At 74.2% G+C, this 24,114-nt stretch carries 17 protein-coding genes; 7 read left to right on the plus strand and 10 right to left on the minus strand.

Going from position 1 to position 24,114, the window contains the following annotated elements; all coding sequences use genetic code 11:
• Positions 1-28: 28 nt before the first annotated feature.
• Together ABZ854_RS26075 and ABZ854_RS26080 are read right to left on the minus strand one after the other, a co-directional pair.
• Positions 29-697: a M15 family metallopeptidase gene (locus ABZ854_RS26075; protein WP_361214972.1), complete on the minus strand. Its 669-nt coding sequence runs from the start codon at positions 695-697 to the stop codon at positions 29-31.
• 97 nt (positions 698-794) lie between these two features.
• On the minus strand, positions 795-4,355 hold the full coding sequence (locus tag ABZ854_RS26080; RefSeq protein ID WP_361214974.1) for a BTAD domain-containing putative transcriptional regulator: 3,561 nt from the start codon (positions 4,353-4,355) through the stop codon (positions 795-797).
• A 395-nt stretch (positions 4,356-4,750) separates the two neighbouring features.
• Between ABZ854_RS26080 and ABZ854_RS26085 the strand changes: the two genes are divergently transcribed.
• A complete protein-coding gene (locus ABZ854_RS26085) occupies positions 4,751-6,799 on the plus strand; it encodes a phosphocholine-specific phospholipase C (RefSeq protein WP_361214976.1) in 2,049 nt (682 codons plus the stop codon).
• Between the two features lie 65 nt (positions 6,800-6,864).
• On the plus strand, positions 6,865-7,701 hold the full coding sequence (locus tag ABZ854_RS26090) for a phospholipid scramblase-related protein (protein ID WP_361214978.1): 837 nt from the start codon (positions 6,865-6,867) through the stop codon (positions 7,699-7,701).
• Positions 7,702-7,768: 67 nt separating this feature from the next.
• On the opposite strand, the gene ABZ854_RS26095 is transcribed toward ABZ854_RS26090, so the two are convergent.
• On the minus strand, positions 7,769-8,743 hold the full coding sequence (locus tag ABZ854_RS26095) for a hypothetical protein (protein WP_361214980.1): 975 nt from the start codon (positions 8,741-8,743) through the stop codon (positions 7,769-7,771).
• Positions 8,740-9,579: a phosphatase PAP2 family protein gene (locus tag ABZ854_RS26100; protein WP_361214981.1), complete on the minus strand. Its 840-nt coding sequence runs from the start codon at positions 9,577-9,579 to the stop codon at positions 8,740-8,742. Before ABZ854_RS26100 ends, ABZ854_RS26095 begins: the two co-directional genes overlap by 4 nt.
• A 285-nt stretch (positions 9,580-9,864) precedes the next feature.
• Here ABZ854_RS26100 and ABZ854_RS26105 point away from each other — a divergent pair, with 285 nt between their 5' ends.
• Positions 9,865-10,479, plus strand: a complete 615-nt coding sequence (locus ABZ854_RS26105; protein WP_361214983.1) for a TetR/AcrR family transcriptional regulator — start codon at positions 9,865-9,867, stop codon at positions 10,477-10,479.
• Between the two features lie 142 nt (positions 10,480-10,621).
• On the opposite strand, the gene ABZ854_RS26110 is transcribed toward ABZ854_RS26105, so the two are convergent.
• Entirely contained in the window at positions 10,622-11,596 is a 975-nt protein-coding gene (locus ABZ854_RS26110) for a DUF2510 domain-containing protein (RefSeq protein WP_361214985.1), read from the minus strand.
• 661 nt (positions 11,597-12,257) lie between these two features.
• On the opposite strand from ABZ854_RS26110, the gene ABZ854_RS26115 reads away from it, so the two are divergent.
• Entirely contained in the window at positions 12,258-14,948 is a 2,691-nt protein-coding gene (locus ABZ854_RS26115) for an AAA family ATPase (protein ID WP_361214987.1), read from the plus strand.
• A gap of 112 nt (positions 14,949-15,060) precedes the next feature.
• Here ABZ854_RS26115 and ABZ854_RS26120 read toward each other — a convergent pair whose 3' ends face one another.
• Both ABZ854_RS26120 and ABZ854_RS26125 read right to left on the minus strand, forming a co-directional pair.
• A complete protein-coding gene (locus tag ABZ854_RS26120) occupies positions 15,061-15,852 on the minus strand; it encodes an SDR family NAD(P)-dependent oxidoreductase (RefSeq protein ID WP_361214989.1) in 792 nt (263 codons plus the stop codon).
• An 84-nt stretch (positions 15,853-15,936) separates the two neighbouring features.
• Positions 15,937-16,920, minus strand: a complete 984-nt coding sequence (locus ABZ854_RS26125; protein WP_361215083.1) for a DUF3048 domain-containing protein — start codon at positions 16,918-16,920, stop codon at positions 15,937-15,939.
• Between the two features lie 219 nt (positions 16,921-17,139).
• Here ABZ854_RS26125 and ABZ854_RS26130 point away from each other — a divergent pair, with 219 nt between their 5' ends.
• Positions 17,140-18,330 carry a zinc-dependent alcohol dehydrogenase gene (locus ABZ854_RS26130; RefSeq protein WP_361214991.1) on the plus strand — a complete coding sequence of 397 codons (1,191 nt, stop codon included), beginning with the start codon at positions 17,140-17,142 and terminating at the stop codon, positions 18,328-18,330.
• Positions 18,331-18,365: 35 nt separating this feature from the next.
• Here the strand turns inward: ABZ854_RS26130 and ABZ854_RS26135 are convergent, their stop codons facing one another.
• Positions 18,366-19,430 (minus strand): ATP-dependent DNA ligase, encoded by a 1,065-nt coding sequence (locus ABZ854_RS26135; protein WP_361214993.1) that lies wholly within the window; start codon positions 19,428-19,430, stop codon positions 18,366-18,368.
• 74 nt (positions 19,431-19,504) lie between these two features.
• Between ABZ854_RS26135 and ligD the strand changes: the two genes are divergently transcribed.
• The gene (gene ligD / locus ABZ854_RS26140; protein ID WP_361214995.1) at positions 19,505-20,524 is read left to right on the plus strand and encodes a non-homologous end-joining DNA ligase; all 1,020 of its coding nucleotides are present in this window, start codon (positions 19,505-19,507) and stop codon (positions 20,522-20,524) included.
• A 49-nt stretch (positions 20,525-20,573) separates the two neighbouring features.
• On the opposite strand, the gene ABZ854_RS26145 is transcribed toward ligD, so the two are convergent.
• Together ABZ854_RS26145 and ABZ854_RS26150 are read right to left on the minus strand one after the other, a co-directional pair.
• The gene (locus ABZ854_RS26145) at positions 20,574-22,700 is read right to left on the minus strand and encodes a HEAT repeat domain-containing protein (protein ID WP_361214997.1); all 2,127 of its coding nucleotides are present in this window, start codon (positions 22,698-22,700) and stop codon (positions 20,574-20,576) included.
• Between the two features lie 120 nt (positions 22,701-22,820).
• On the minus strand, positions 22,821-23,606 hold the full coding sequence (locus tag ABZ854_RS26150; protein WP_361214999.1) for a VOC family protein: 786 nt from the start codon (positions 23,604-23,606) through the stop codon (positions 22,821-22,823).
• A 261-nt stretch (positions 23,607-23,867) separates the two neighbouring features.
• On the opposite strand from ABZ854_RS26150, the gene ABZ854_RS26155 reads away from it, so the two are divergent.
• Positions 23,868-24,113: a WhiB family transcriptional regulator gene (locus ABZ854_RS26155; RefSeq protein WP_361215001.1), complete on the plus strand. Its 246-nt coding sequence runs from the start codon at positions 23,868-23,870 to the stop codon at positions 24,111-24,113.
• Position 24,114 lies beyond the last annotated feature (1 nt).

Raw genomic sequence — 24,114 nt, forward strand, 5'->3', positions numbered from 1 at the left:
GGTGCTCTTGCCGCTCTCGCCGGTGTGGTCAGGCGGTCCGCGCGGGTGGGGCGGCCGGGCCGTAGCGGGCGGCCGGGGCGTCGCTGAGCAGGGCCCAGTACCGGTCGCCGTACGACCAGTGCCACCACTCCGTCGGGTAGTTGACGAACCCGGCCGCGGTCAGGGCCCGGTCCATCAGGGCACGGTTGGCGCGGGCCTCGGCATCGAGGCCCGGGGCCGCGGTGCGGCAGGCGCCCGCGCTCTCCTCCGGGGTCGCGTTGACCTCGGTGCCCAGCGGCAGCTCCGTGCCGTCCTCGGCGCACAGCGTCAGGTCCACCGCCCCGCCGCTGACGTGCGGGGCCACCTCCGGCGGGGAGATGTAGGCGCTCGCGAGTTCGCGGATCAGGCCGGGGCCGGCGTCCGGGCGGGTCGCGCGCAGGGCCGCCGCGTAGCTGTCGAAGTAGCGCCGCTGGAGGTCCGGCGGCCGGTACCCCTCCACCACCAGGAAGCGCACCCCGGCCGGCAGCAGCCGCTGGGCGTGCACCAGGCGGCGCAGTGCGCCGGACCTGAGATGGGCGTAGGCGCCGGTGTCGTCGGCCTGGCGTGGATCCAGGCGCAGTTCGGGTGTCGTCGTGCGCAGGTCGACCAGGGGTTCACCGCACTCCTGCTCGGTGACCTGGGCGACCCGCGGGTCGGAGAGCGTGATGATGTCCGTCACAGGACCAGAGTGGCGCCGGCCCCTGCAAAGCCTCTGCAGGTTCTCTGCAAGCGGTTCTGTGCACGCGGTTCTGTGCAAGCGGTCCTCCGCACGCGGGTCAGCCGCGCTCCAGGGCCTCCCTGCAGCCCAGGGCGCGGAACACCGCCAGGGCCTCCGCCCGGTCCCCGCGCGCCGCCTCTTCCTCGCCGGATGCCGCCCGCACCTGAGCCAGGTCCCACAGGGTCCGCGCCCGCCACAGGGGAAGCCGCAGCTCCTCCCAGAGCGCCAGTGCCCGCTCCAGGGGCTCGCGGGCCCCGGCCGGGTCGGCCTCCGCGAGGTGCGCCTGGCCGAGGGTGCGCAGCACCAGTGCCTCGCCGAACCGGTCCCGCCGCTCCCGGGTCACCGCAAGACAGCGGCCGAGCCGTTCGCGGGCCCGGCCGGTGCGACCCGTGCGCAGCTCCACCTTGGCCAGCGACTGTTCGGTGTACATCGTCCCGAAGGTGTCCTGAAGCTCGCCGAAGATCTCCAGCGCCTGCCCCAACACCCGCTCGGCCTCGGCGTGTTCGTCCTCCGCGCGGTGGCACAGGGCCAGCGAGCGCAGGGTGAGGCCCTCGCCGTGCCGGTCGGCCGCCGCACGGTACAGCTCCAGGGCCTCGGTGAGTGCCTGCCGGGCGGCGTCCGTACCGCCCTGCTCGCGGTGCACGTACCCCAGGCCGTACAGCACCCGCGCCCGGGCGCCGCTGTCGTCGACGCCGCCGGCGGGGCCGTAGTGGTCCAGCGAGGCCCGCAGGAGCGCCGACGCCTCGTCGTACCGCGCCTGCTCCCGCCGGGCGGTGCCCATGCCGGCGAGGGCGCGGGCCGCGCCGGCCGGTGTGCCGGGTTGCTCCTCGAACAGGCGGAGCGCATCGGCGAAATAGGTGTACGAGGCGTCGAAGTCGTCCTGCTCGTAGCGGAGCTGGCCGAGGCCGCTGAGGAGCCAGGCCTCGCCCTGGGTGTCGCCGCCGCGGCGGACCGCCGCCATGGCCGCGCTGTGGGAGCGGGACCAGGCGTCGAACCGGTTGTAGAGGGCGGCCGAGCCGGCCATCAGCGCCCCGGCGAGATCACGGGCGGCGCGCACGTGCTGGTGGTCGGCGCAGTGGACGGCGGCCGCGAGCAGACCGGCCTGCTCGGTGGCGAACCAGGCCGCCGGCCGCGCCAGCAGCGACTCCTCGGTCTCCGGGTCGAGGGCGCGTACGGCGACCGGCTCCGGGAAGTGCCGGGCCGCACCGCCCGGACCGCGGGCGGCGGCCTTCCTCGCGAGGTCCAGCCAGCAGGCCACCAGCCGCAGCACGGCCGCCGCCCGTTCCTCGGCGCTCTCCTCGGACAGGCAGCGTTCCCGGGCGTGTTCGCGGGCCAGGTCGTGGATGCGGTAGCGGGTCCGGCCGGTCCCGTCGACGCCGAGGACGTCGATGAAGTGGCAGTCCACCAGCCGTTCGACGGCCTCCTCGGCGTCGTCGGTGCCGATGTCGAGCAGCGGGGCGGCGACCCAGGCGGCGAAGTCGGGCAGGTCCAGCAGGGCCAGCCGGCGCAGTGCCCGCCGCTCGGGCGGGGCGAGGTCCTTGTAGCCGAGTTCCAGGCTGGAGCGCAGTTCCAGGTCGCCGGCGCTGAGTTCGTTGAGGCGGCGCCGCTCGTCGCGCAGCCGGCCGGCGAGCCGGGCCGGCGGCCAGTGCGGGCGGGCGGCGAGCCGGGCGCCCGCGATGCGCACCGCGAGGGGCAGCCGGCCGCACAGGGCGACGATCTCGGCGGCCTGGTCCGGCTCGGCGCCCGTCCGCTCGTTTCCGGCCACCCGCCTCAGCAGTTCCAGCGCGTCCCGCTCGTCGGGCACGGCGAGGTCCAGGTGCGCGGCGCCTTCCAGCGCCACCAGCCGGCGCCTGCTGGTGACGAGTACGGCCGAGCCGGGGCCGGGCGGCAGCAGCGGTCGTACGTGCGCCTCCCCGGCCGCGTTGTCCAGGATGAGCAGCACCCGACGGTGCCCGATGTGGGTGCGGTACAGCCCGGTCAGCTCCTCCAGGCCGGCGGGCAGCGTCCGGGGCCCGGCGCCCATCGCCCGCAGCAGCCGGGCGAGTGCGTCGGCGGGCTGCAGCGGGGTGGCGTCGGCGGCCCGCAGGTCGATGAACAGGCGCCCGTCCGGGAAGAGTTCGGCGGTGCGGTGGCCGACGTGCACGGCGAGCGCGGTCTTGCCGGTGCCGGACCGCCCGGAGATCACCCCGATCGGCGGCGCGGTCCGCCCGGCGCCGCCCGCCCCCCGCAACACCCCGACCGCCCATGCGGCCTGCTCGGCCCGCCCCACGAAGTCGGCGATGTCGGGCGGCAGATGAGAGGGCACGGGCTCCGTGCGCGGCCCGGGTACGACACCGGCGACCGGTGCCCCGACCGGGCCACCCCGACGTCCCTCACGGGCCCCGCCGTCCGTGGGGTTCCCGGCCGGTACGTTTTCAGCCCCGGCGAACGGGACGCCGGACCCCGGCTCCGCGGCCCTGGCCCCGCCCTGCCCCGAATACCGGTCCTGCCCCTGCCCGAAGCGCCGATCCGGCAGCTGTCCGGGAACCCGGCCCGGTGCCTGCCCGGACCGCCGGTCCGGCACCTGTGCGGAACGCCGGTCCGGCGCCTGTCCGCCATCGGCACCCGCGCCGTGGTGGCCGCGCTCTTCCGGCCGGCCCGCCGCGCCCGGGCCGTGGTGCTCGCCTTCTCCCGGTCCTGGGGCCGGGGTGGTGTGCCTGGTCGATCCCCGCTCCGCCGCCGCATCCGGGCCGGCTTGGCCGGCCCTTGCACGCTCTGTCTCCGTCTCCGTCGCCGTCCCCGGGCGGGCGGGCGCGGCTTCGCCCGGTGCGGGGGCCGGGGCGTCGCCGCCCTGCCGGGCCGCGGGAGGCCGGCTGGGCGGGGGTCCCAGCAGGTCCGTGTCGTTCGTGAGCAATGCCTGGTGCAGGGCGCGTAGTTCGGGGCCGGGGTCGATGCCGAGCTCGTCGCGCAGGAGTGTGCGGCCCTCCTGGTAGGTGCGCAGGGCGTCGGACAGGCGGCCCGTGCGGAAGAGCGCGGTCATCAACTGGCCGCGGGCTCGCTCCCGCAGCGGGTGCGCGGCGACGTGGGCGAGCAGCGGGGCGATCGTCTCGTCCGCACGGCCCAGCTCCAGCCGTAGCGCGAACGACTCCTCGTGGGCCACGAGGCGCAGTTCCGCGAGCCGGGCCGACTCGATCCGCGCGAACGACTGCCCGAGCCCCTCCAGGGCCTCCTGGCCGCGCCACAGCCCGAGCGCCTCGGCCAGGACGTCCACGGCGTCGGCCGGGCGGCCGTCGGCGGCCTCCAGGCGTGCGGCGGCGAGGAGTCGCTCGAAGCGGCGGGCGTCGACCCGGCCCGGATCGAGGTCGACGACGTAGCCGCGGGGCCGGGTGCGGATGACGTCGGCCACGCCGATCCGGTTCAGCGCGCGCCGTGCCGCCGAGACGTGCGTGGCGACCAGCGCCCCCGCGGTGGCCGGCGCCCGCTCGTCCCAGACGAGGTCCACGAGCCGCTCGGTGGACACCACCTCGCCGAGATGCACGACCAGGGCGCCGAGGACGGCGAGGGGCCGCGAACCGCCGAGCGGTGCCCGCCGGTTCCCCTCCCACACCTCCACCGGCCCGAGCAGACGTACCTCGAACATCGAACCCCGATCGCCGTACCGTCCGCAGCCGAGCGGATGGCGACAACGATATCCGCGAACACCCCCGGGACATGCCGGAAGCCGGGTCGTCCCGTCCGGATCCGGCCCGCTGCGCCGCCGGCACCCCCGGCCGACGCCCGGTGTCCCGCACGTGGGACGGGGCGGGGGGCGCCGTCGTATGACCCGGGGTGCCGTATGCCGTCGACCGGAACGTGTATACGGCCAAAGGCGTCACACCGCCCCAACTCCCCCCGTACCCACGACTTTCACCTTGGCGTCATCAGACCCTTCCCTGACGTTTGCTGCTCTTGGAACACTCGCTGCGCGCAGATTCCGTCATCGGACGCCATCCGGTGACGGCTGTTCCGTACGCCACGACGAGAGGACCCCCACGCATGCCCGAAGTCAACCGGCGCCGATTCCTCCAGCTCGCGGGCGCGACCACCGCGTTCACCGCGCTGTCGAACAGCATCCAGCGCGCCGCCGCGCTGCCCGCCCACTACCGCACGGGCTCCCTCCAGGACGTCGAGCACATCGTCGTCCTCATGCAGGAGAACCGTTCCTTCGACCACTACTTCGGCACGATGAGGGGCGTCCGCGGCTTCGGCGACCCGCGCCCGGTCACGCAGAACGGCAGGTCCGTCTGGCACCAGTCCGACGGCACGAAGGACGTCCTGCCGTTCCACCCGGACGCCGACGACCTCGGCCTGGCGTTCATCCAGGACCTCCCGCACGGCTGGAACGACGGGCACGCCGCGTTCGACGGCGGCCGCTACGACCAGTGGGTGCCGGTCAAGTCGCCGACCACGATGGCGTACCTGACCCGCGACGACATCCCGTTCCACTACGCCCTGGCGGACGCCTTCACCGTGTGCGACGCCTACCACTGCTCGCTCATCGGCTCCACCGACCCCAACCGCTACTACATGTGGACGGGCTACACCGGCAACGACGGCAAGGGCGGCGGGCCGGTCCTCGGCAACGACGAGGCGGGCTACGGCTGGACGACCTACCCCGAACGCCTGGAGGCCGCCGGGGTCTCCTGGAAGATCTACCAGGACGTCGGTGACGGACTGGACGCGAACGGCGGCTGGGGCTGGATCGCCGACGCCTACCGCGGCAACTACGGCGACAACTCGCTGCTCTACTTCAACCAGTACCGCGACGCCCGGCCCGGCGACCCGCTCTACGACAAGGCGCGCACCGGCACCGACGCGAGCAGGGGTGAGGGGTTCTTCGACCGGCTGAAGGCGGACGTGAGCGCGGGCCGGCTGCCGCAGGTGTCCTGGGTCGTCGCCCCGGAGGCCTTCACCGAGCACCCCAACTGGCCTGCCAACTACGGCGCCTGGTACGTCTCCCAGGTCCTGGACGCCCTCACCGCCGACCCCGACGTATGGGCGAGGACCGCGCTGCTGATCACCTACGACGAGAACGACGGCTTCTTCGACCACGTCGTCCCGCCCCACCCGCCCACCGACGCCGGCCGCGGCAGGTCCACCGTCGACCCCGCGCTCGACCTGTTCCCGGGCGGCGGCGGATACACCGCGGGCCCCTACGGCCTCGGCCAGCGCGTGCCGATGCTGGTCGTCTCGCCCTGGAGCAAGGGCGGTTACGTGTGCTCCGAGACCCTGGACCACACTTCGATCATCCGGTTCATCGAGCGCCGCTTCGGCGTGACGGAGCCCAACATCTCGCCCTGGCGGCGGGCCGTGTGCGGTGACCTGACCGCCGCGTTCGACTTCTCCCGCAGGAGCACCGCCCCGGTGGCGCTGCCGTCGACGGCCGGCTACGCCCCGCCGGACCACGACCGCCACCCCGACTACGTGCCCAAGCCGCCCGCACACCCGGCCCTGCCCCGGCAGGAACGCGGCAGCCGGCCCACCCGCCCGCTCCCGTACGCCCCCGCCGTGGACGGTGCCGCGGACACGGCGGCCGGGAAGTTCACGCTCACCTTCGCCTCCGGGCCCCGTGCGGGAGCGGCCTTCCTGGTCACGTCCGGCAACCGCGGCGACGGCCCCTGGACCTACACCACGGAGGCCGGGAAGTCCCTGGCCGACACCTGGAACTCGGTCTACTCGGGCGGCTCCTACGACCTCGCCGTGCACGGCCCGAACGGCTTCCTGCGCGTCTTCAAGGGCCGCAACAAGGTCGCCGGTCCCGAGGTGACCGTCCGTCACACCGGCGACGACGTCACCCTCTCCTTCACCCAGCAGGGCTCGGGAACCGTGCGGCTGACACTCGCCGACGGCTACGGCGGAAGCCCGGTCACCGTGACCGTGCGGCCCGGCGCGACCGTGCGGCGGACCGTCGACCTGACGGCGAGCCGGCGCTGGTACGACTTGACGGTCACCTGCGAGGGGGACCCGGCCTACCTGCGCGCGTTCGCCGGGCACGTCGAGAATGGGGCGCCCGGGGTCAGCGACCCCGCCATCGCCACGGTGTGACGGCCTGTGAGCAGGGCTCCGTGCGGGCTGGTCAGGTACCGGTCACGGCAGGATAGTGTGCCCCGGTGACCACGCAATCGAACACTCCTGCAGGCTGGTACCCCGACCCGCACGGGGCGGCCGACACGCACCGCTACTGGGACGGCACGCAGTGGACCGCGCACACGAACCCGGCCCAGGCCGCCGGGCAGGTCCCGCAGCAGCAGCCCGCCGGTGCCTTCCCGCAGCAGCAGGGCGCCGACCCGAAGGTGCAGCGCCAGGTGCAGCAGCAGGCCGGGGTCGCCGCCGGCGGTCCCGGCGGCGGCACCCTGTTCACCGAGCCGGTCCTGGTGGTGAACCAGAAGGCCAAGCTGATCGAGGTGACCAATGAGTACAAGGTCATGGACCAGGGCGGCCGGGAGATCGGTTCGGTCGTGGAGGTCGGCCAGAGCGCGCTGAAGAAGGTCCTGCGCTTCGTCTCCAGCCTCGACCAGTTCATGACGCACAGGCTGGAGATCCGCGACGCCTACGGCCAGCCGCAGCTGGTGCTCACCCGGCCCGCGAAGTTCCTGAAGTCCCGGGTGATCGTGACCCGCCCGGACGGCTCGCCGGTCGGTGAGATCGTCCAGCAGAACATGATCGGCAAAATCAACTTCGCGATGAACGCGGGCGGCCAGCAGGTCGGCGCGATCAAGGCGGAGAACTGGCGGGCCTGGAACTTCGCGATCGTCGACCACGCGGACAACGAGGTCGCCCGGATCACCAAGACCTGGGAAGGCCTCGCCAAGACGCTGTTCACCACCGCGGACAACTACGTCCTGCAGATCCACTACCAGCTCCCCGAGCCGCTGCTGAGCCTCGTGGTGGCGACGGCACTGACCGTCGACACCGCCCTCAAGCAGGACTCCCGGGGCCTGGGCTAGACGTCCGCGGTCGAGTGCCCCGGCAGGGGCGCCGGGTGCAGGGACTCCCGGTGCCCCTGCCGGGGCATCAGAGCGTGCTGAGCTGCCCCGGTTCCGACGGTGTTCTCGGTGCCGGCTGCCTGGGCACGGGCGACGGTTCGGCCGTCGCCGTGCCCGGGGCCAGCGCCAGCACCGCTGCGACGGGGTGTTCCTCGCCGGGCAGCGGCCCGGGGGCGGGCACGGGTGCGGGCGCAGCCCGGGTCAGCAGGACCACGCCGCGGGCGGCCAGGGCGGCCCCGGCCAGCGCCAGCAGCACGCCGGTGGCTCCGCCCCGCAGGCCCTGACCGAGCAGGGAGAGCCCGATGACCGCGGCGGCCACCGGGTTGGCCAGGGTGACCACGGCCAGCGGGGCGCCGAGACCGCCGCGGTAGGCGGTCTGGGACAGCAGCAGGCCGCCGGCGGCGAACGCGGCGACGAGGACCGCGACCACGACGACCTCGGCGCCCGGCGTCCCCGAGCGGCCGGTGACCGCCACCGTCAGCGTCTGGGTGAGCGCGGAGGCGACACCCGAGGCGAAGCCGGACGCCGTGGCGTGCCGCAGGCCCGGCCGGGCGCCCGGCCGGGACAGCGCGCCGATCAGGGCGGCGGTCGTGGCGGCGACGGCCAGCGCCTCGGGCAGGCTCAGCACCCGCGTGGGCGCCGGGCCGGACGCGGTGACCAGCAGGGCGGCCAGCCCGGCCAGCGTCAGCGCCGTACCGCGCCATTCCGCCGCGCCGACCCGCCGTCCGGCGGCCCGCGCCCCCAGCGGCACGGCCGCGACCAGGGTGAGCGCCCCCAAGGGCTGGACGACGGTCAGCGGACCGTACTTCAGGGCCACGACGTGCAGCAGCGCGGCGGCCGCGTTCAGCCCGACCGTCGACCACCAGGCGCCGCTGCCGAGCAACCGCAGCAGGCCCGCCCCCGAGTCCCGGGAGGCCAGGCGTTCCTGGGCGACGGCCGCTGCGGCGTAGGCGACGGCCGAGACCAGGGACAGCGCCACCGCGACCAGCGCCGCGCCGCTCATCGGCCCGCTCCGGCCAGCGCGGACGGCTTCGGGACAGCCCGGCCGTGCTTCACCAGGTCGACCGGGGTGCCCGGCGCGCCCGGCGCGCCAGGCGCGCCCGGGGTGGCCGCCCGGTGCGGCGGGCGGAGGACCGCCAGGGCCAGGCCGAGCATGGCCGTCGCCACGAACGCGTCGAGCCAGTAGTGGTTCGCGGTGCCCACTATCACCACCAGCGTGATCAGCGGGTGCAACAGCCACAGCCAGCGCCACCGGGTCCGGGTGGCCGTGATCAGGCCGATCGCCAGCATCAGCGCCCAGCCGAAGTGCAGCGACGGCATCGCGGCGAACTGGTTGGAGAGGTGGTCGGTGGCGGGCGGGCCGTAGACCGAGGGGCCGTAGAGGCGGCCGGTGTCGACCAGTCCGGTGCCGGTCAGCATGCGCGGCGGGGCCAGCGGAAAGGTGAACGGCAGCACCAGCGCGGCGGCGGTCACCGCGGCGAGCACCCGGCGGGCCCAGACGTAGTGGGCGGGCCGCCGCAGGTAGAGCCAGACCAGGAAGGCCAGCGTGGCGGGGAAGTGGACCGTCGCGTAGTAGGTGTTCGCCAGGTGCACGAGGGTGCTGCCGTGGAGCAGCGCGGTCTGCACGGCGTTCTCGTGGGGCAGGTGCAGGACCCGTTCGAGGTGCCACACGTCCCGCGCGTCGCCGAAGGCGGCCGCGGTGTGCCCCGTGGCCAGCTGCCGGCCGAGTTTGTAGACCAGGAAGAGCCCGGCGACCAGCAGGAACTCACGCAGGAGCGGCGGTCGCGCGGTTGCCTCCGGCGCCGGCCCCGCCGGTACAGGCGCGGTTCGGTCGTTCATCCCCCGGCCCCTTCGCTGACGGTCGGTCGTATATGCGGCGTGCGGTGTGCAATGTGCGGTGTGCGGTGTACAGACCCGGGCCGGGGCCCGGACTCATCGGAACGGCCCCCGACCTCATCGATACGTGGCAGTACCGATACGAGAGTGTACCGATACGCCAGTGTACCGATACGATCCTGTACCGGTACACTGGCGTATCGATAGACATGAGACACACTGGAGTGAGGGTCGGCCACAGTCCTAGCGCGCAGCTTGGGCGGGCCCACATCGAGGGAGAGGGAGCGCATGACGTCGCAGGCCGCGGACGGACCGGAGACGGTCGCCGCCTCGCGCCGCTCCAAGATCACGCCCGAGCGTGAGCGGGAGTTCTTCGACGCCGTGCTGGAGCAGATCCGCGAATGCGGCTACGACTCCGTGACCATGGAGGGCGTCGCCGCCACCACCCGGTGCAGCAAGTCCACGCTCTACCGGCAGTGGCGGAACAAGCCGCAGTTCGTCGCCGCCGCGCTGCGCGCCAATCGTCGGGTGCGCTTCAGCGGGATCGACACCGGGTCCCTCGCCGAGGACCTGCGCCAGGCCGCCCGGACGGCCGGCGACTGGTCGGGCAAGGACACCAAGCTGCTGCAGGCGCTCGGGCACGCCGTCACGGCTGACCACGAACTGGCGCAGGCGCTGCGCGACGCGCTGGTCACCCCGGAGATCGCCGCGCTCCAGGCGATCCTCGGCCGGGGCGTCGAGCGGGGCGAGGTGCCCGCGGGCCATCCCGCGCTGGAGTACGTCCCCGCCATGATGTTCGGCGTCCTGCGCGTCCGCCCGGTGCTCACCGGCGAGTACGCCGACTCCGACTACCTCGTCCGTTTCGTGGAGGCCACCGTGCTGCCCGCGCTCGGACTGACCTGAGACCCAGGCCGCCGTCCACGGGATGACTGGACGGCGACCTGCTCGCGCCGCACCGTGGGGACGGGGGCGGCGCGCACCCCCGGCCGGGTGGGGCGCCCCTTGAGCGGAGGCGCGTCCCACCCGGCCGCATCGTCCAGGTGTCTCAGACGCTCTGGCCGTTCCCGCCGCCGGACGAGACCTTGATGCCCTTGGTGACGTCGTCGATCACGGACAGCGGCTGTCCGACGTCCACGCCGAAGCGGACGACGACGATCTGCTTGGCGTCGTTGGGGGAGGCGAACGCGAGCGACTCGACGTAGCCGTCGGCGCCCTTGCGGGTGACCGCCTTCCAGCGGACCAGGTACCCCTTCTGCCCGGCCACCGTCACCGACTTGGCGGCCAGCACCCGGTGCGAGGTGATGCCGCCGTAGGTGGAGCCGCCGTAGGACTGCTTGGCGTTGGCCGCGATGTCCGCCTTGGCGACCTGCTCGGCCGTGTCGCCGGCCGTGCCCAGCCCCGCGGCCGGCGCCGAGTAGGCGCCGCCCGGAGTGCACTGCTGGGAAGTGTCGCCGGGGCACTTGTAGGCGTGGTCGGAGGTGATCGCCGCGCCGCCCCTGATCGTCTGCCCGGTCCAGCCCTCCGGCACGGGCATGCTGATGCCGTTGAACGGGTCCTGCACCGTGCCGCCGCCCTTGACCTTCGGCGCCTCGGACGGCGCCGGCGACGGGGAGCCCCCGCCCGGCCCGCCCGAGTCGCCACCGGGACCGTCCGGCCGCTGCTGCCGCGAGGTCGCCCGGTCCTTGCCGCCGCCGTCGTCGTGGGTGAGCGCGTACGCGCCGACGCCGATGCTCGCCAGCACCGCGACCGTCGCGGCCACGGCGATGCCGATCCGCAGGCCGCGCCGGGGCCCGGCGGGCGGCTGGGCGGGATACCCGTACCCCGGGTACGTGCCGTAGGCCGACGGATCCGCGGGCGCGCCGTACGACGGCGGCTGCCCCGGCGGACCCCAGGCGGCGGCCGACCCGGCCGGGCGGGTCTGGTCCGTCCAGGCCTTGCCGTCCCACCAGCGCTCGGTGGGCGGACCGTCATTCGTCTGCCCGGGGTCGGCGTACCACCCGGGAGGAGTCACCTGCGTCATGACCCCACCGTATGAGGCATCGGTGAAAGTCGGATGAGAGGATCTACGGCGAATGTCGTGGAGTAGGGCATTTCACACCCGAATCGGGGATCTCACACCGCCGGGTCTGCCGGTCCCGCCTGTCTGGCCGGGTCTGTCGGTCCTGTCGGGTCTGCCGTGCCGGGGCGTGGGGTCTCGCGGCCGGGCCTCGTGCACCGCCGGGCGCGGGCCCGCGGGCCCCGCGCCGATGACCTCCGCCCGCTCGGCCGCGCCGTGGTCCCGGCGGCGGCCGATCATGGCCCGGCGGAGCCGGGACTGGGGGCCCGGAGGCCCGGGGGCGTCGTCCCGTCGGCACCCGCCGGACGTGCCGTCCAGCCCCCGGCCGTCCACCGCCGCCCCCCACGTCTTCACCGCCACGGCCCGCTCTCACCTCGCCGCACCACCGTCCGTGCGCCGCCCTCCTCGCCCCCGTTCCGCAGACGCCGTTTCAAAGAGCCGCCCGTCCAGCCAGGTTGACGGGCGGTCACCTGAACACCGGCAGGTCGGGCGGTGCGCGCGTCGCCTCGCCGCACTCTCGTTCACCCGTCGAGGCAACAGCTGCCGGGACCGGCCTCCGCGGGTCGCCTCCGACGGCTACGCTCGTGGTCTGTACGTCATTCGGGCGACTCGGGGAGGTAACGGGATGACGGAGGTACGGCCCCCGGAGGCCGCCACGGCTTCGCTGTGGGAGCGGGACGCGGAGCTCACCACCGTCACACAGGCGCTCGACGTGCTGTGCACCGACCGGTCGTCCGCCGGCAGCCTGCTGGTGTTCCGCGGTGAGGCCGGTCTCGGCAAGACCGCGCTGCTGACCGAGACCCGCCGCGTCGCCGAGCGCCGCGGCTGCACCGTGTGGACCGCCCGTGGCGGCGAGACCCTGAAGTCCGTGCCGTTCAACGTCGTACGGCAACTGCTCCAGCCGGCGCTGATCTCCTTGCTCCCCGAGGAGGCCCGCGACTACCTCGGCGACTGGTACGACATCGCCGGCCCCGCCCTCGGCATAGTGGATCCCGGAGACCGCAGCGCCGACCCGCCCGACCCGCAGTACGTCTGCGACGGACTCGTCGCCGCCGTACGCCGGCTCGCCCGCCGCGAGTGGCCGCTGGTCCTGCTCCTGGACGACGCCCACTGGGCCGACCAGGAGACCCTGCGCTGGCTCGCCGCGTTCGCCGAACGCCTCGACGACCTGTCCGTGCTCGTCGTGGTCGCCCGCCGCCCCGGCGAGGCGAGCGGCGACAGCGCCCGCCACCTCGACGCGGTCGCCGCCGCGGCCGGCCGGCCCACGCACAGCCTCAGCGCCCTCACCCCGGCCGCCACCGAGGGACTCACCCGGGCGACCCTCGGCCGTTACGCCGACGACCCGTTCTGCCGCGAGGTCTGGGCCGTCACCGGCGGCAATCCCTACGAGGCGGTCGAACTCCTCGCCAAGGTCCAGGACGGCGAACTGCAGCCCGTCGAGTCCCGGGCCGGCGAACTGCGTGCCCTGAACCGCTCCGCCCGCGGCGGCGGCCTGGTCGCCCGCCTGAAGGAACTCGGCATCGACGCCACCCAGTTCGCCTGGGCAGCCGCCATTCTCGGCACCGGCATCTCCGTCGACCTCGTCGCCCAGCTCGCCACCATGAGCCTCGACGACGCCGAGCGCTGTGCGGGGCTGCTGAGCGCCGCCCGCATCCTCACCGAGCCCGAGACCGGCGGCGCCGAAACGGAGGAAGGGGCGCTGGAGTTCGTCCATCCGCTGATCGCGTCCGCCGTCTACAACTCCATCCCGTCCGGGATCCGCACCGCCATGCACGGCGTCGCCGCGCAGATCCTCATCGACCAGGGCCGGGGCGCCGCCGAGGCGGCCCAGCACCTGCTGAAGGTGCACCCGGACGACGACGAGGAACTCGTCGCACAACTGCGCGAGGCGGCCGCCGAACACCTCGCCGTCGGCGCGCCCGACGCGGCCCGCCGCTGCCTGGAACGCGCCCTCGCCGAACCTCCCAGGCCCGAGGTCCACGCGCACGTGCTCTACGAACTCGGCTGCGCCACCCTGCTGACCGCGCCCGGCGTCACCGTCGACCACCTGCGCAGCGCCCTCGCCGCGCCCGGCCTCGACGAGGGCCGGCGCGTCGAGGCCGTCGTCCGCCTCTCCCAGGCCCTGCTCCACAACGACGAACTGGAGGAGGCCGTCCGCACGGTCGAGGCCGAGGCCACCCGCCACCCTCCGGGGCCGGTCCGGATGCGGCTGCAGGCCGTGCAGTTCATGTGGGAGGGCATCCACGGCGAGACCGTCTCCCAGCAGCGCTCCCGGCGCCTCGCCGAACTGGCCGGAACCTGCACCGGACGGGACAACTCCGAGCGGGCCATGCTCATCCTGCGCGGCTTCGACGCGATGACCCACGGGGAGAGCGCCGAGGAGGTCGTCGAACTGTGCGACCGGGCCCTCGTCAACGGCCGGCTCGCGCCCGGCCTCGGCTGGACCGACCCCGAATGGGGCGTGGAACTGCTGATGATGCTCGGCAGCGCCTACACCTACGCAGACCGGCTCGACCGCGCCGAGAGCCTGTTCGCCGAGGCCCTGCGCGCCTACACCAGCGCCGGCTGGCGGGGCGGCCACCTCTCCCTGGCCAACGCCTTTCTCGGCCTCGCCTACCGCAGGCAGGGCCGGCTGCGGGACGCCGAGTCCGCGCTGCGCGAGGCGCTCACGCTGGCCGAGCGCGTCGGCCGCGGACTGCCGCTGTACTGGTCGGCGACCTGCGGACTCGTCGACACGCTGCTGGCCCGCGGCCATGTCGACGAGGCCTGGTCCGTCGCCGAGCAGTACGGCTTCGCCCCGCCCTACCCGTCCACGATCGTGCTGCCCGACATCCGCTCCGTGCGCGGCCGGCTGCTGCTCGCCGTGGGCCGGACCCGGGAGGGCATCGGCGAACTGGAGGCCGCAGAGAAGACCGCCGCCTCGCGCGGCGGCCACAACCCGGTCCTCTCACCCTGGTCCATCGGCCTCGCCCGGGCTCTCGCCGGCCAGGACCCGGCCCGCGCCGCCCGGCTGGCCGCCGACGCCCGCCGGCAGGCGGAGCGCTTCGGCACGGACACCGCCATAGGCGAGGCCCTGCGCTGCGCGGCAGCGCTGGAGACCGGCCAGCGCGCGGTGCGCCTCGCCGCGCAGGCCGTCGCCTATCTGGAGGCCTCGCCCTGCCAGTACGAACACGCGGCGGCCCGCGTCGAGTTCGGCATCGCCTCCCGCTCGGACGCCGAACTCGACCGGGGCCTGGCCCTGGCACGCGCGTGCGGCGCGGACGGGCTGGTGGCGCAGGCGAGCGAGGCATTGGAGGCGGGACGGGGGCTGCGGTAGGCGGCTGGGGGAGCCGGCCGGGGCAGCCGACGGGGTGAGCAGTCGGCTGTATGCAGTCGACCGCACGCCACCCGTCGCCCGACCGTATGCGGCGAACTGCATACAGTGGCCTTCATACGGTCAGCAGTTGTTCGGTGACCGCCTCCAGCCGCCTGCGCACCTCCCCGTCGTACGTCCCCTCGTGCGCCCGAGCCGGGCGCGTGCCGTCGAAGTAGCCGCCCGAGCCGAGGTCACGGGTCGCCAGCGCCAGCACCCCGGGAGCGCCGTCCGCGACCGAGTTCCACGGGCCGATCCCGCTCTCGCGGACCATGGCCGTGTCCATGTAGGTCGCGGGGTGCAGGACGTTCACCGCCACCCCGCTGCCCGCCAGCTCCTCGGCCAGCGTGAACGTGTGCGCGGCGAGCGCGAACTTGCTGCGGCAGTAGGCCGGCATCCCGCTGTAGCCGCGGGTGAATTCGGGATCGTCGAAGTCCAGGGGCTCCTGCCCGACGGAGCCCACGTTGACGATCCTGGCCGGCGGATTGGCGCGCAGCACCGGCAGCAGCGCCCGGGTCAGCGCCACGGGCGCCAGGTAGTTCACCGCGAGCCGCAACTCGTGGCCGTCCGCGCCGAGTTCGCGCCCGGACCCGCGGGGGCCGGCGCCCACGCCGGCGTTGTTGATGAGCACGTCCAGCTCGGGATGGGCCTTCGCGACCCGCGCCCCAAGTTCGCGCACCTCGGCCAGCCGGGCCAGATCGGCCACGAACCCCTCCGCGCGCCCCTGGCCGTTCAGTTCCGTGACGAGTTGCTCGGTGCGGGTCCGGTCGCGGCCGTGGGCGAGGACGACATGGCCGCCGCGGACCAGTTCGAAGGCGACGTAGCGGCCGAGCCCGGAGGTGGCACCGGTGATCAGAACAGTCGACATGCGCCCACCCTAGGCACGGCGGGGCGGCCCGTACGAGGTGCCGTTGAGACTACGACCACCAGGGTCACCCTCGCCGTCACGCCCTCAGGGGGCCGCCGCGAACACCACCCACACCTGGCCGGCGGCGAAGTCCAGCGGGCCGCCGTCCGCCGTCGTGAACGTCGTACCGTCCGCCGGGGCAGGCCGCGACCACCTGGCGTCGTAGGACCGCCCGTCCCGCAGCACCCGCGCCGTCCCCGTACCGACAGTCTGCGTGTACGGCGTGTTGTTGCCGAGGAAGTCGTGGTACGCCGACGCGCGGATCTTGACGTACTGCACAACCACCGTCGCGGGCGCCACCGGTGTGCCCGCGGTCGTCACCGTGGGGGTGCCGTCCATCGCGACCAGCCAGCGGTGCTCGCGTGTGCTCCAGGTGAACGTGAAGCGCGCCGAGGGATAGCGCACGGTGAGCGAGGTCTCGGGCGTGCCCCCGGTGGACGGGGCGGGGCCGTAGCGGAAACCGGTGGTCAGCGCCGCCCGTCCCGGGACGGTGGGCAGCAGACGGCCGGGGCGCAGGTAGAGGTTGTGCGGGGCGGGCTTGTCAGTGCCCCGGTAGTAGGCGCCGGCTGCCTCGTGGGGCGACTCGGCGCGCAGCGGGGCCCGGTGGATGAGCGGCAGCAGCCTGCTCTGGGCGCCCGAGAAGGCGAGCATCGGGCGGTGGAACTGGCGCAGCAGCTCCAGATCGGACTCACGGGCGCTGCGCACCGGTCCGACGGCCTCGGGGATCCGGGTGGCGTACACCGCCATCAGCCTGCTGAGGCCGCCCTCCACCTGCTCGGCGTAGACCACGTCCGCGGCGTCGAGCCTCGTCTGCGGGCGGGCCGCAGGCACGTTGTCGATCTTCACGGCCAGTACGGAGCCTGTCGCGCCGGTCGTGACGCTGCGGCTCGGTGTCGGGGCGCCGGTCGGCGTGTGGCCGCCGTGGGGGCGGCCGTTCCCCGTGCAGCCCGCCAGGAGGGAGGCCGTCAGCGCGGCCGCCAGGAACGCCGCCGCTCGTGTGGCGCGTCGTCTGCGCGCCCGGTGTCGTATGTGCACGCTTGCCCCCGTTCGTGTTGTCGATTGTGCGCTCATCCGGTCATGAGTGGCCATTCCAGATCGGAAGCGGTCCCAGGGGGCGGATCCCGGGGGCCGGATCCCAGAGGGTGGAGGCGGGCGGTTCGGCGGTGCGGGTGCGGGTACCCGGCCGCCACCGCAAACCGGACGCGCCAGGGCGAACCGGCGCGCACGTGACCAAGGGAGCGCGACCCCATGAAGGCAGTCACCTGGCAGGGCAAGCGGGACGTGCGCGTGGACGACGTGCCCGACCCGCGGATCGAAGAGCCCACCGACGCCGTCATCCGTATCACGTCCACCGGGCTGTGCGGCTCGGACCTGCACCTTTACGAGGTGCTCACCCCGTTCATGACCCCGGGTGACATCCTCGGCCACGAACCCATGGGCATCGTCGAGGAAGTGGGCCCCGAGGTCACCGGCCTCAAGCCCGGAGACCGGGTCGTCGTGCCCTTCCAGATCGCCTGCGGGCACTGCTTCATGTGCTCGGCCGGGCTGCCCACCCAGTGCGAGACCACCCAGGTCACCGGCGAGCACATGGGCGCCGCCCTGTTCGGCTACACCCGACTGTACGGGGCCGTGCCCGGCGCGCAGGCCGAGTACCTGCGGGTGCCGCAGGCCCAGTTCGGCCCGATCAAGGTGCCCGAGGGCCCCTCCGACGACCGCTTCGTCTACCTCTCCGACGTGCTGCCCACCGCCTGGCAGGCCGTCGAGTACGCCGCCGTCCCGCCGGGCGGCTCCCTCGCCGTGCTCGGCCTCGGGCCGATCGGCGACATGGCCTGCCGGGTCGCCCTGGCCCGCGGCGCCGAACACGTCTTCGGCGTCGACCTGGTGCCCGAACGGCTGGCCCGGGCGAGCCGGCGCGGCGTGCGGACCTACGACCTGAGGGCCTTCGACGACGAGAAGGCACTGATCGCCGCGATCCAGGACCAGACCGACGGCCGGGGCCCGGACGCCGTGATCGACGCGGTCGGCACCGAGGCCCACGGCAGCGCCGCCGCCCGGTTGGCCCAGCAGGCCACCGCGGCCATGCCGCGCAAACTGAGCGCGCCCCTCGCGGAACGCTTCAGCATCGACCGGCTCGGCGCCCTGCACCTGGCCATCGAACTCGTCCGGCGCGGCGGCACGATCTCCCTCAGCGGCGTCTACGGCGGCATGGCCGACCCGATGCCCATGCTCACCCTGTTCGACAAGCAGATCCAGATGAGGATGGGACAGGCCAACGTCCGCCGCTGGACCGACGACATCATCCCGCTCCTCACCGACGAGGACCCGCTCGGCGTCGACGACTTCGCCACCCACCGGGTCCCGCTCGCCGAGGCGCCGCACGCCTACGAGATGTTCCAGCGCAAGCAGGACGGCGCGGTCAAGGTGCTGATGCAGCCCTGAGCCGCCGGGGCCGGGACCGTTCCGGTGATCCCGCGCTACCCGCCCAGGATCTCCGCGAGGTCGTAGCGCACCGGCTCCTCCAGTTGCGCGTACGTGCAGCTCTCGGGGGTGCGGTCGGGCCGCCAGCGGCGGAAGCGGGCCGTGTGCCGGAACCGGGCCCCGTTCTCCATGTGGTCGTAGGCCACCTCGGCCACGCGATCCGGCCGCAGCGGCACCCACGACAGGTCCTTCTTGCCCGACCAGCGGCTCGGCGCACCCGGCAGCCTGGCCGTCTCGTGGGCCGTCTCCTCCGACCAGGCGGCCCACGGATGGCCGGCCACCTCGTCCATGCGCAACGGCTCCAGCTCGTCCACCAGCTCGGCCCGCCGCTTCATGGTGAACGCCGCCGACACGCCCACGTGCTGCAGCGCGCCCCGGTCGTCGTACAGGCCCAGCAGCAGCGAGCCCACCACCGGGCCGCTCTTGTGGAGGCGGTAGCCGGCGACGACGACGTCCGCCGTCCGCTCGTGCTTGATCTTGAACATGGCCCGCTCGTCCTGCCGGTAGCGCAGCGTGAGCGGCTTGGCGACGACTCCGTCCAGACCGGCGCCCTCGTACTGCTCGAACCACTGCTGCGCGACAGCGGCGTCGGTGGTCGCCGGTGCCAGGTGGACCGGGGGAGTGGCGTTCGACAGGGCCCGCTCCAGCAGGGCCCGGCGGTCGGTCAGCACTTCGTCCAGCAGCGACTCGCCGGACAGGGCCAGCAGGTCGAACGCGACGAAGGAGGCCGGCGTCCGCTCGGCCAAGGTCCGCACCCGGGACTCGGCGGGGTGGATCCGCTCGGTCAGCGCGTCGAAGTCCAGGCGCCCGTCCCGCGCGATGACGATCTCCCCGTCCAGCACGCACCGCTCCGGCACCCGGTCCCGCAGTGCCTCCACCAGCTCCGGAAAATACCGCGTCAGCGGCTTGCCGGTACGGCTGCCCAGCTCCACCTCGGGCCCGTCACGGAACACGATCGCCCGGAACCCGTCCCACTTGGCCTCGTAGTGCATGCCCGGCGGGATCCTCGCCACCGACTTGGCGAGCATCGGCTTCACGGGCGGCATCACCGGCAGGTCCATGCCCCCGATTCTGCGCGCACCCGCCCCGCTCCGCCCGGTGTGCGCGCCGCACCGGGTGCGCCTACCGTGGCCGCATGGGTGACGCGGTGGAACTGGAGGTGGGCGGCCGGACCGTACGGCTGTCCAGCCCGGACAAGGTCTTCTTCCCCGAGCGCGGTTTCACCAAGCTCGACCTCGCCCAGTACTACGCCGCCGTCGGCCCCGGCATCCTGCGCGCCCTGCGCGACCGCCCCACCACCCTGGAGCGCTACCCGGACGGCGTCGGCGGCGAGTGGTTCTACCAGAAGCGGGCCCCCAAGGGCATGCCCGACTGGATCCCCACCGCCCACATCACCTTCCCCAGCGGCCGCAGCGCCGACGAGATGTGCCCCACCGAACAGGCCGCCGTGGTGTGGGCCGCCCAGTACGGCACCCTCACCTTCCACCCCTGGCCGGTGCGCCGCGACCGGGTCGACCACCCGGACGAACTCCGCATCGACCTCGATCCGCAGCCCGGCACCGACTACTCCGACGCCGTCCGCGCCGCCCACGAACTGCGGGCAGTTCTGGAGGAGTTCGGCGGACTGCGCGGCTGGCCCAAGACGTCCGGCGGGCGGGGCCTGCACGTCTTCGTGCCCATCGAACCGCGCTGGACCTTCACCCAGGTCCGGCGCGCCGCGATCGCCGTGGGCCGGGAGATGGAACGCCGGATGCCCGACCGGGTGACCATCAAGTGGTGGAAGGAGGAGCGCGGCGAGCGCATCTTCGTGGACTACAACCAGACCGCCCGCGACCGCACCATCGCCTCCGCCTACTCCGTACGGCCCCGCCCGCACGCCCCCGTCTCGGCGCCGCTGCGCTGGGAGGAGGTCGGCGACGCCCACCCCAGGGACTTCGACCTCGCCACGATGCCGGCCCGGTTCGCCGAACTCGGCGACGTGCACGCCGACATGGACCAGCACGCCTTCAGCCTGGACACGCTGCTGGAACTGGCCCGCCGCGACGAACACGACCACGGGCTGGGCGATCTGCCGTACCCGCCGGAGTACCCGAAGATGCCCGGCGAACCCAAACGGGTCCAGCCCAGCCGCGCCCGGCGCGAACAGGGCACGTGAGGGCGGCAGAGGTGCATCCTTTCGGCGTGGCCCGGCTCTTCGGCGCGGCTCAGCCCGTCGGCTCCTCGTCGCTCTGCCCGCCGCAGGCGGCCAGGACACGCCGGCAGTCGGCGAGCAGGGCCACGTCCGGGCGGACGTCGTAGCGCATGTTCCCTCCGGAGCCGTCGTTGTTGTGGCGGCGAGCCGAGGCCAGTTCGGCGCGTATCAGTGGCAGCGCGGGCGCGGCCGCAGGGCCCGTCCCGGCCAGCGCGGCGGCCAGCGCGGGACGCTCCTTCGGGGCGGCCGGCCACTGCTCCGCGATCAACGGGAGGACCTCTTCGGGGTCCCCGGTGACCTGCCACAGAGCGGCCGCGGCCCGGGCGGGTGTCTCGCCGGCCGCGATCATGTCCCGCAGTGTGGGTGCGAGCGCCGCACCGGAGCGACCGAGCGCCCCGGTCAGCCGGATCGCCCCGTACCACCGGCCCCAGCTCCGCGACCGCAGGCTCTCGCGGACGAGCGGGAGGACCGCCTCCGCGTCCCCGGTCAGCGCCCACAGCGCTCTCGCGGCGTCGACGCGCTCCTCCTCCCGCAGCTCGGCGCTCTCCCACAACCGGCGGACGGGCTCCGCCGCTTCGGCCGCCGACGGGCCGTAGTCGCTCAGGGCGCGGAGCACGGCCCGCCGCGTCCGCGGGTCGGTGGTCTCCCGCAGGATTCGGGTGAGCAGCGGCACCGACGGGCCGTGCCGCAGGAGGCCCAGGGCGCCGGCGAGCGCGTCCAGGCCGGCGGACGGGGTGGGGTGACCGAGTGCCGTGAGCCGGGCGTCCAGCACAGGTCCCAGGGGAGCAGCCGCCGCGGGCCCCAGCGCCTCGATCCACCGCGGCAGGTTCTCCGGGATCTCCACGACCTCCAGGACGTGGCCGAGGCCCGGCACGATCCGTTCGTCGCCCTGGAGGGCCACCACCTCGAAGGCCAGTCCGAGGGCCATCTCCGCGAACGGTGTGCCCGTCTCGACGGGGCGTTCCTCCCACGCCTCCACGTAGGAGACCAGCTCCGCCGACGCGCCGTGCGAGACCGGCGCCAGGTGCCGTAGCTCCCGCAGCACGTCCTTCTGCAGCCGCAGGTCGTCCTCGCGCAGCAGCCGGGCCAGGGCCAGGACCGGCTCGTCGTCGGGTGCCCGCCATCCGGTCAGCAGCCGTCCCGCCATGGAGACGGCGTGCCGCCGCTGGCGGCCGTCGGGACTCTCCAGCATGCCGATGAGCAGTGGGAACCGGATGTCGGCGCGGTCGCGCAACTCCCCGTGGAACGCGGCGAGCAGCTCGTCGGCCTCGTGCAGACCGAGGCCGCGACGGTGCTCCGCCTCCAGCTCCCGCAGATGGGAGATCAGCGTGTTGGTGCGCGGTCGTCCGGGCGCCGGGGGAGCCGGGGGCAGTTCGGCGGTCTCCCGGGCGAGGCGCATCACGTCCAGGGCGATCTCCACGGTGTCCGGGGGAAGTTCGCCGGGCGCGCAGCGGGCCAGCTCCGTCAGGGCCGTCATCCGCAGCTCCGGATCAGGGACGCCGGCGACCAGCTCGCGCAGCAGCCCGCCCGCCTCGGCGCCCACGTCCGCCGGGACCCGCACGGCCAGCGTGCCCAGGGCGCGCGCCAGCGACCGGGCGGCCTCCGGGTCCGTCTCCGCGGCCAGCCGGCCGCGCAGCGCGCCGAGCACCCGCACCGGCTCGGCGTGCAGCCGGCCCAGCGCGGCCGGCACCGCGGCCCGGACACCCGGGTCCGGATCGCCGAGCAGCCCGAGGAAGACGCCCGCCCGGCCGCGGACCATGTCCCGCGCGTCGAAGAAGGGCCGCTGCCAGTCCTCGTGCACCTCGGGGTCGAACGCGGCGGACTCGCCGAACCAGTCGTCGTCCGCCGTGTCCTGGTCCTCCGAGGCGCCGGCGATGCTGCACAGCAGCCCGACCACGGCACCCCGGTCGGCGATCGCCTCGCTCGCGATCAGCTCGAACAGGAACGGCACGCAGGCGAGCGTGCTGTCGTACACGTCGCCCTGGTGGTGCACAGCTCCGTACATCCCGTCCAGGGCGATCTCCCGGAGCTCGGCGTCCTCCGACGCCAGTCCCCACAGCAGCTCTGGTACATCCGTCGCCGAATCCGTGTACGCATGCCCCAGCGACGCCCAGTCGACGTCGTCGATCCCCCTGAACACGCCCTGTCCTCCCCCTGGTCCCGGCGCTCGTCCCGCCGCCGATCACAGGATGCCGCACGGCACTGACAACGGCCCCGCGCCACCCTCCGCCCCCACGTCGGGCCGAGCCCGCGCCCCGGTTCAGCCCTGTCCCGAGGCGCTCTTGATGACGGCGAAGCGGGCGCCGTACGGATCGGCGAGCCGTGCCATGCGGCCGACGCCCTCCACGGTCGACGCGGGCATGCGGACCGTGCCGCCGAGCTCCTGGGCGCGGGCGACCACCACGTCCGTGTCCCCGACCTCGAAGTACGGCAGCCAGTACGGCGAGTCGTCGCTCGTGTCGGGGGCCAGGGGGACCATGCCGCCGAACATCGCGTCCTCCCCGGCGCCACCCGGATTCACACAGGTGTACGTACCGCCGGGGAACGGCACGGCGGACGTCTCCAGGCCGAGGGTCCGGCTGTAGAACGCGGCGGAGGCGGCGACGTCCGGTGTGTACAGCTCGACCCAGCACAGGGCGCCGGGCTCGTTCGCCACGTCCACGCCCTTCGTCCGGCCGGGCTGCCAGATCCCGAAGGGCACGCCCGCCTGGTCGGTGAGGACGGCCATGTGTCCCTGCCCCATGACGTCCATGGGCTGGACCACCACCCGGCCGTGCGCCTCCTCGGCCGTCCTGGCGGTCGCGGCCGCGTCCTCGCTGCGGAAGTACACCGTCCAGGCCGGCGGTCCCTGGTCCGCGCCCGACTGCATGGCGCCGGCGACCGTTCTGCCGTCGAGCTGGAGGAAGCCGTAACCGCCGGCGTCCGGTCCGGCCGACTGGAACCGCCAGTCGAAGAGCGCGCCGTAGAACGAGAGGGCGCCGTCCAGATCGGATGTGGCGAGGTCGATCCAGTTCGGGGCGCCGTCGACGAAACGGGTGGTGAGCATTCCGGCCCTCCTCGAAAGGGGTCCCGCTGCCTGTCGGGCCGGGCGGCGGGGACGCGCCGCCCGCACTGCCGAGTCTGGCACCGCTCACTGACAACCGCCGCCGGGACGCCGCCGTCCGCGCCCGGCGAAAACCCGTCCCCCCCGCGCGCCGCCGTGCGCCGGCCCGCCGCGGCGGAGCATCATCGAGACGGCGGGGCTCCGTGCCGCGGCGTTGATGCCGCGTTGATCGAACGTTTTTCGCGGCCCGGCACGATCCTGACCATGCACACCGAAACGATCACCCCGGCCGACCCCGCCTGGCAGGCCGAGGCCCTGTGCGCGCAGACCGGGGCCGACTTCTTCTTCCCCGAGCCGGGCAGCTCGGTCCGTGAGGCGAAACGCATCTGCGCCATGTGCGAGATGCGTCCCGCCTGCCTGGAGTACGCGCTGGACAACGACGAACGCTTCGGCGTCTGGGGCGGCCTGTCGGAGAAGGAGCGCCTCGCGCTGCGACGCACCCCCCGGTGAG

The organism is Streptomyces sp. NPDC047028 (assembly GCF_040644095.1).
In the GTDB taxonomy this organism is placed as follows: domain Bacteria; phylum Actinomycetota; class Actinomycetes; order Streptomycetales; family Streptomycetaceae; genus Streptomyces.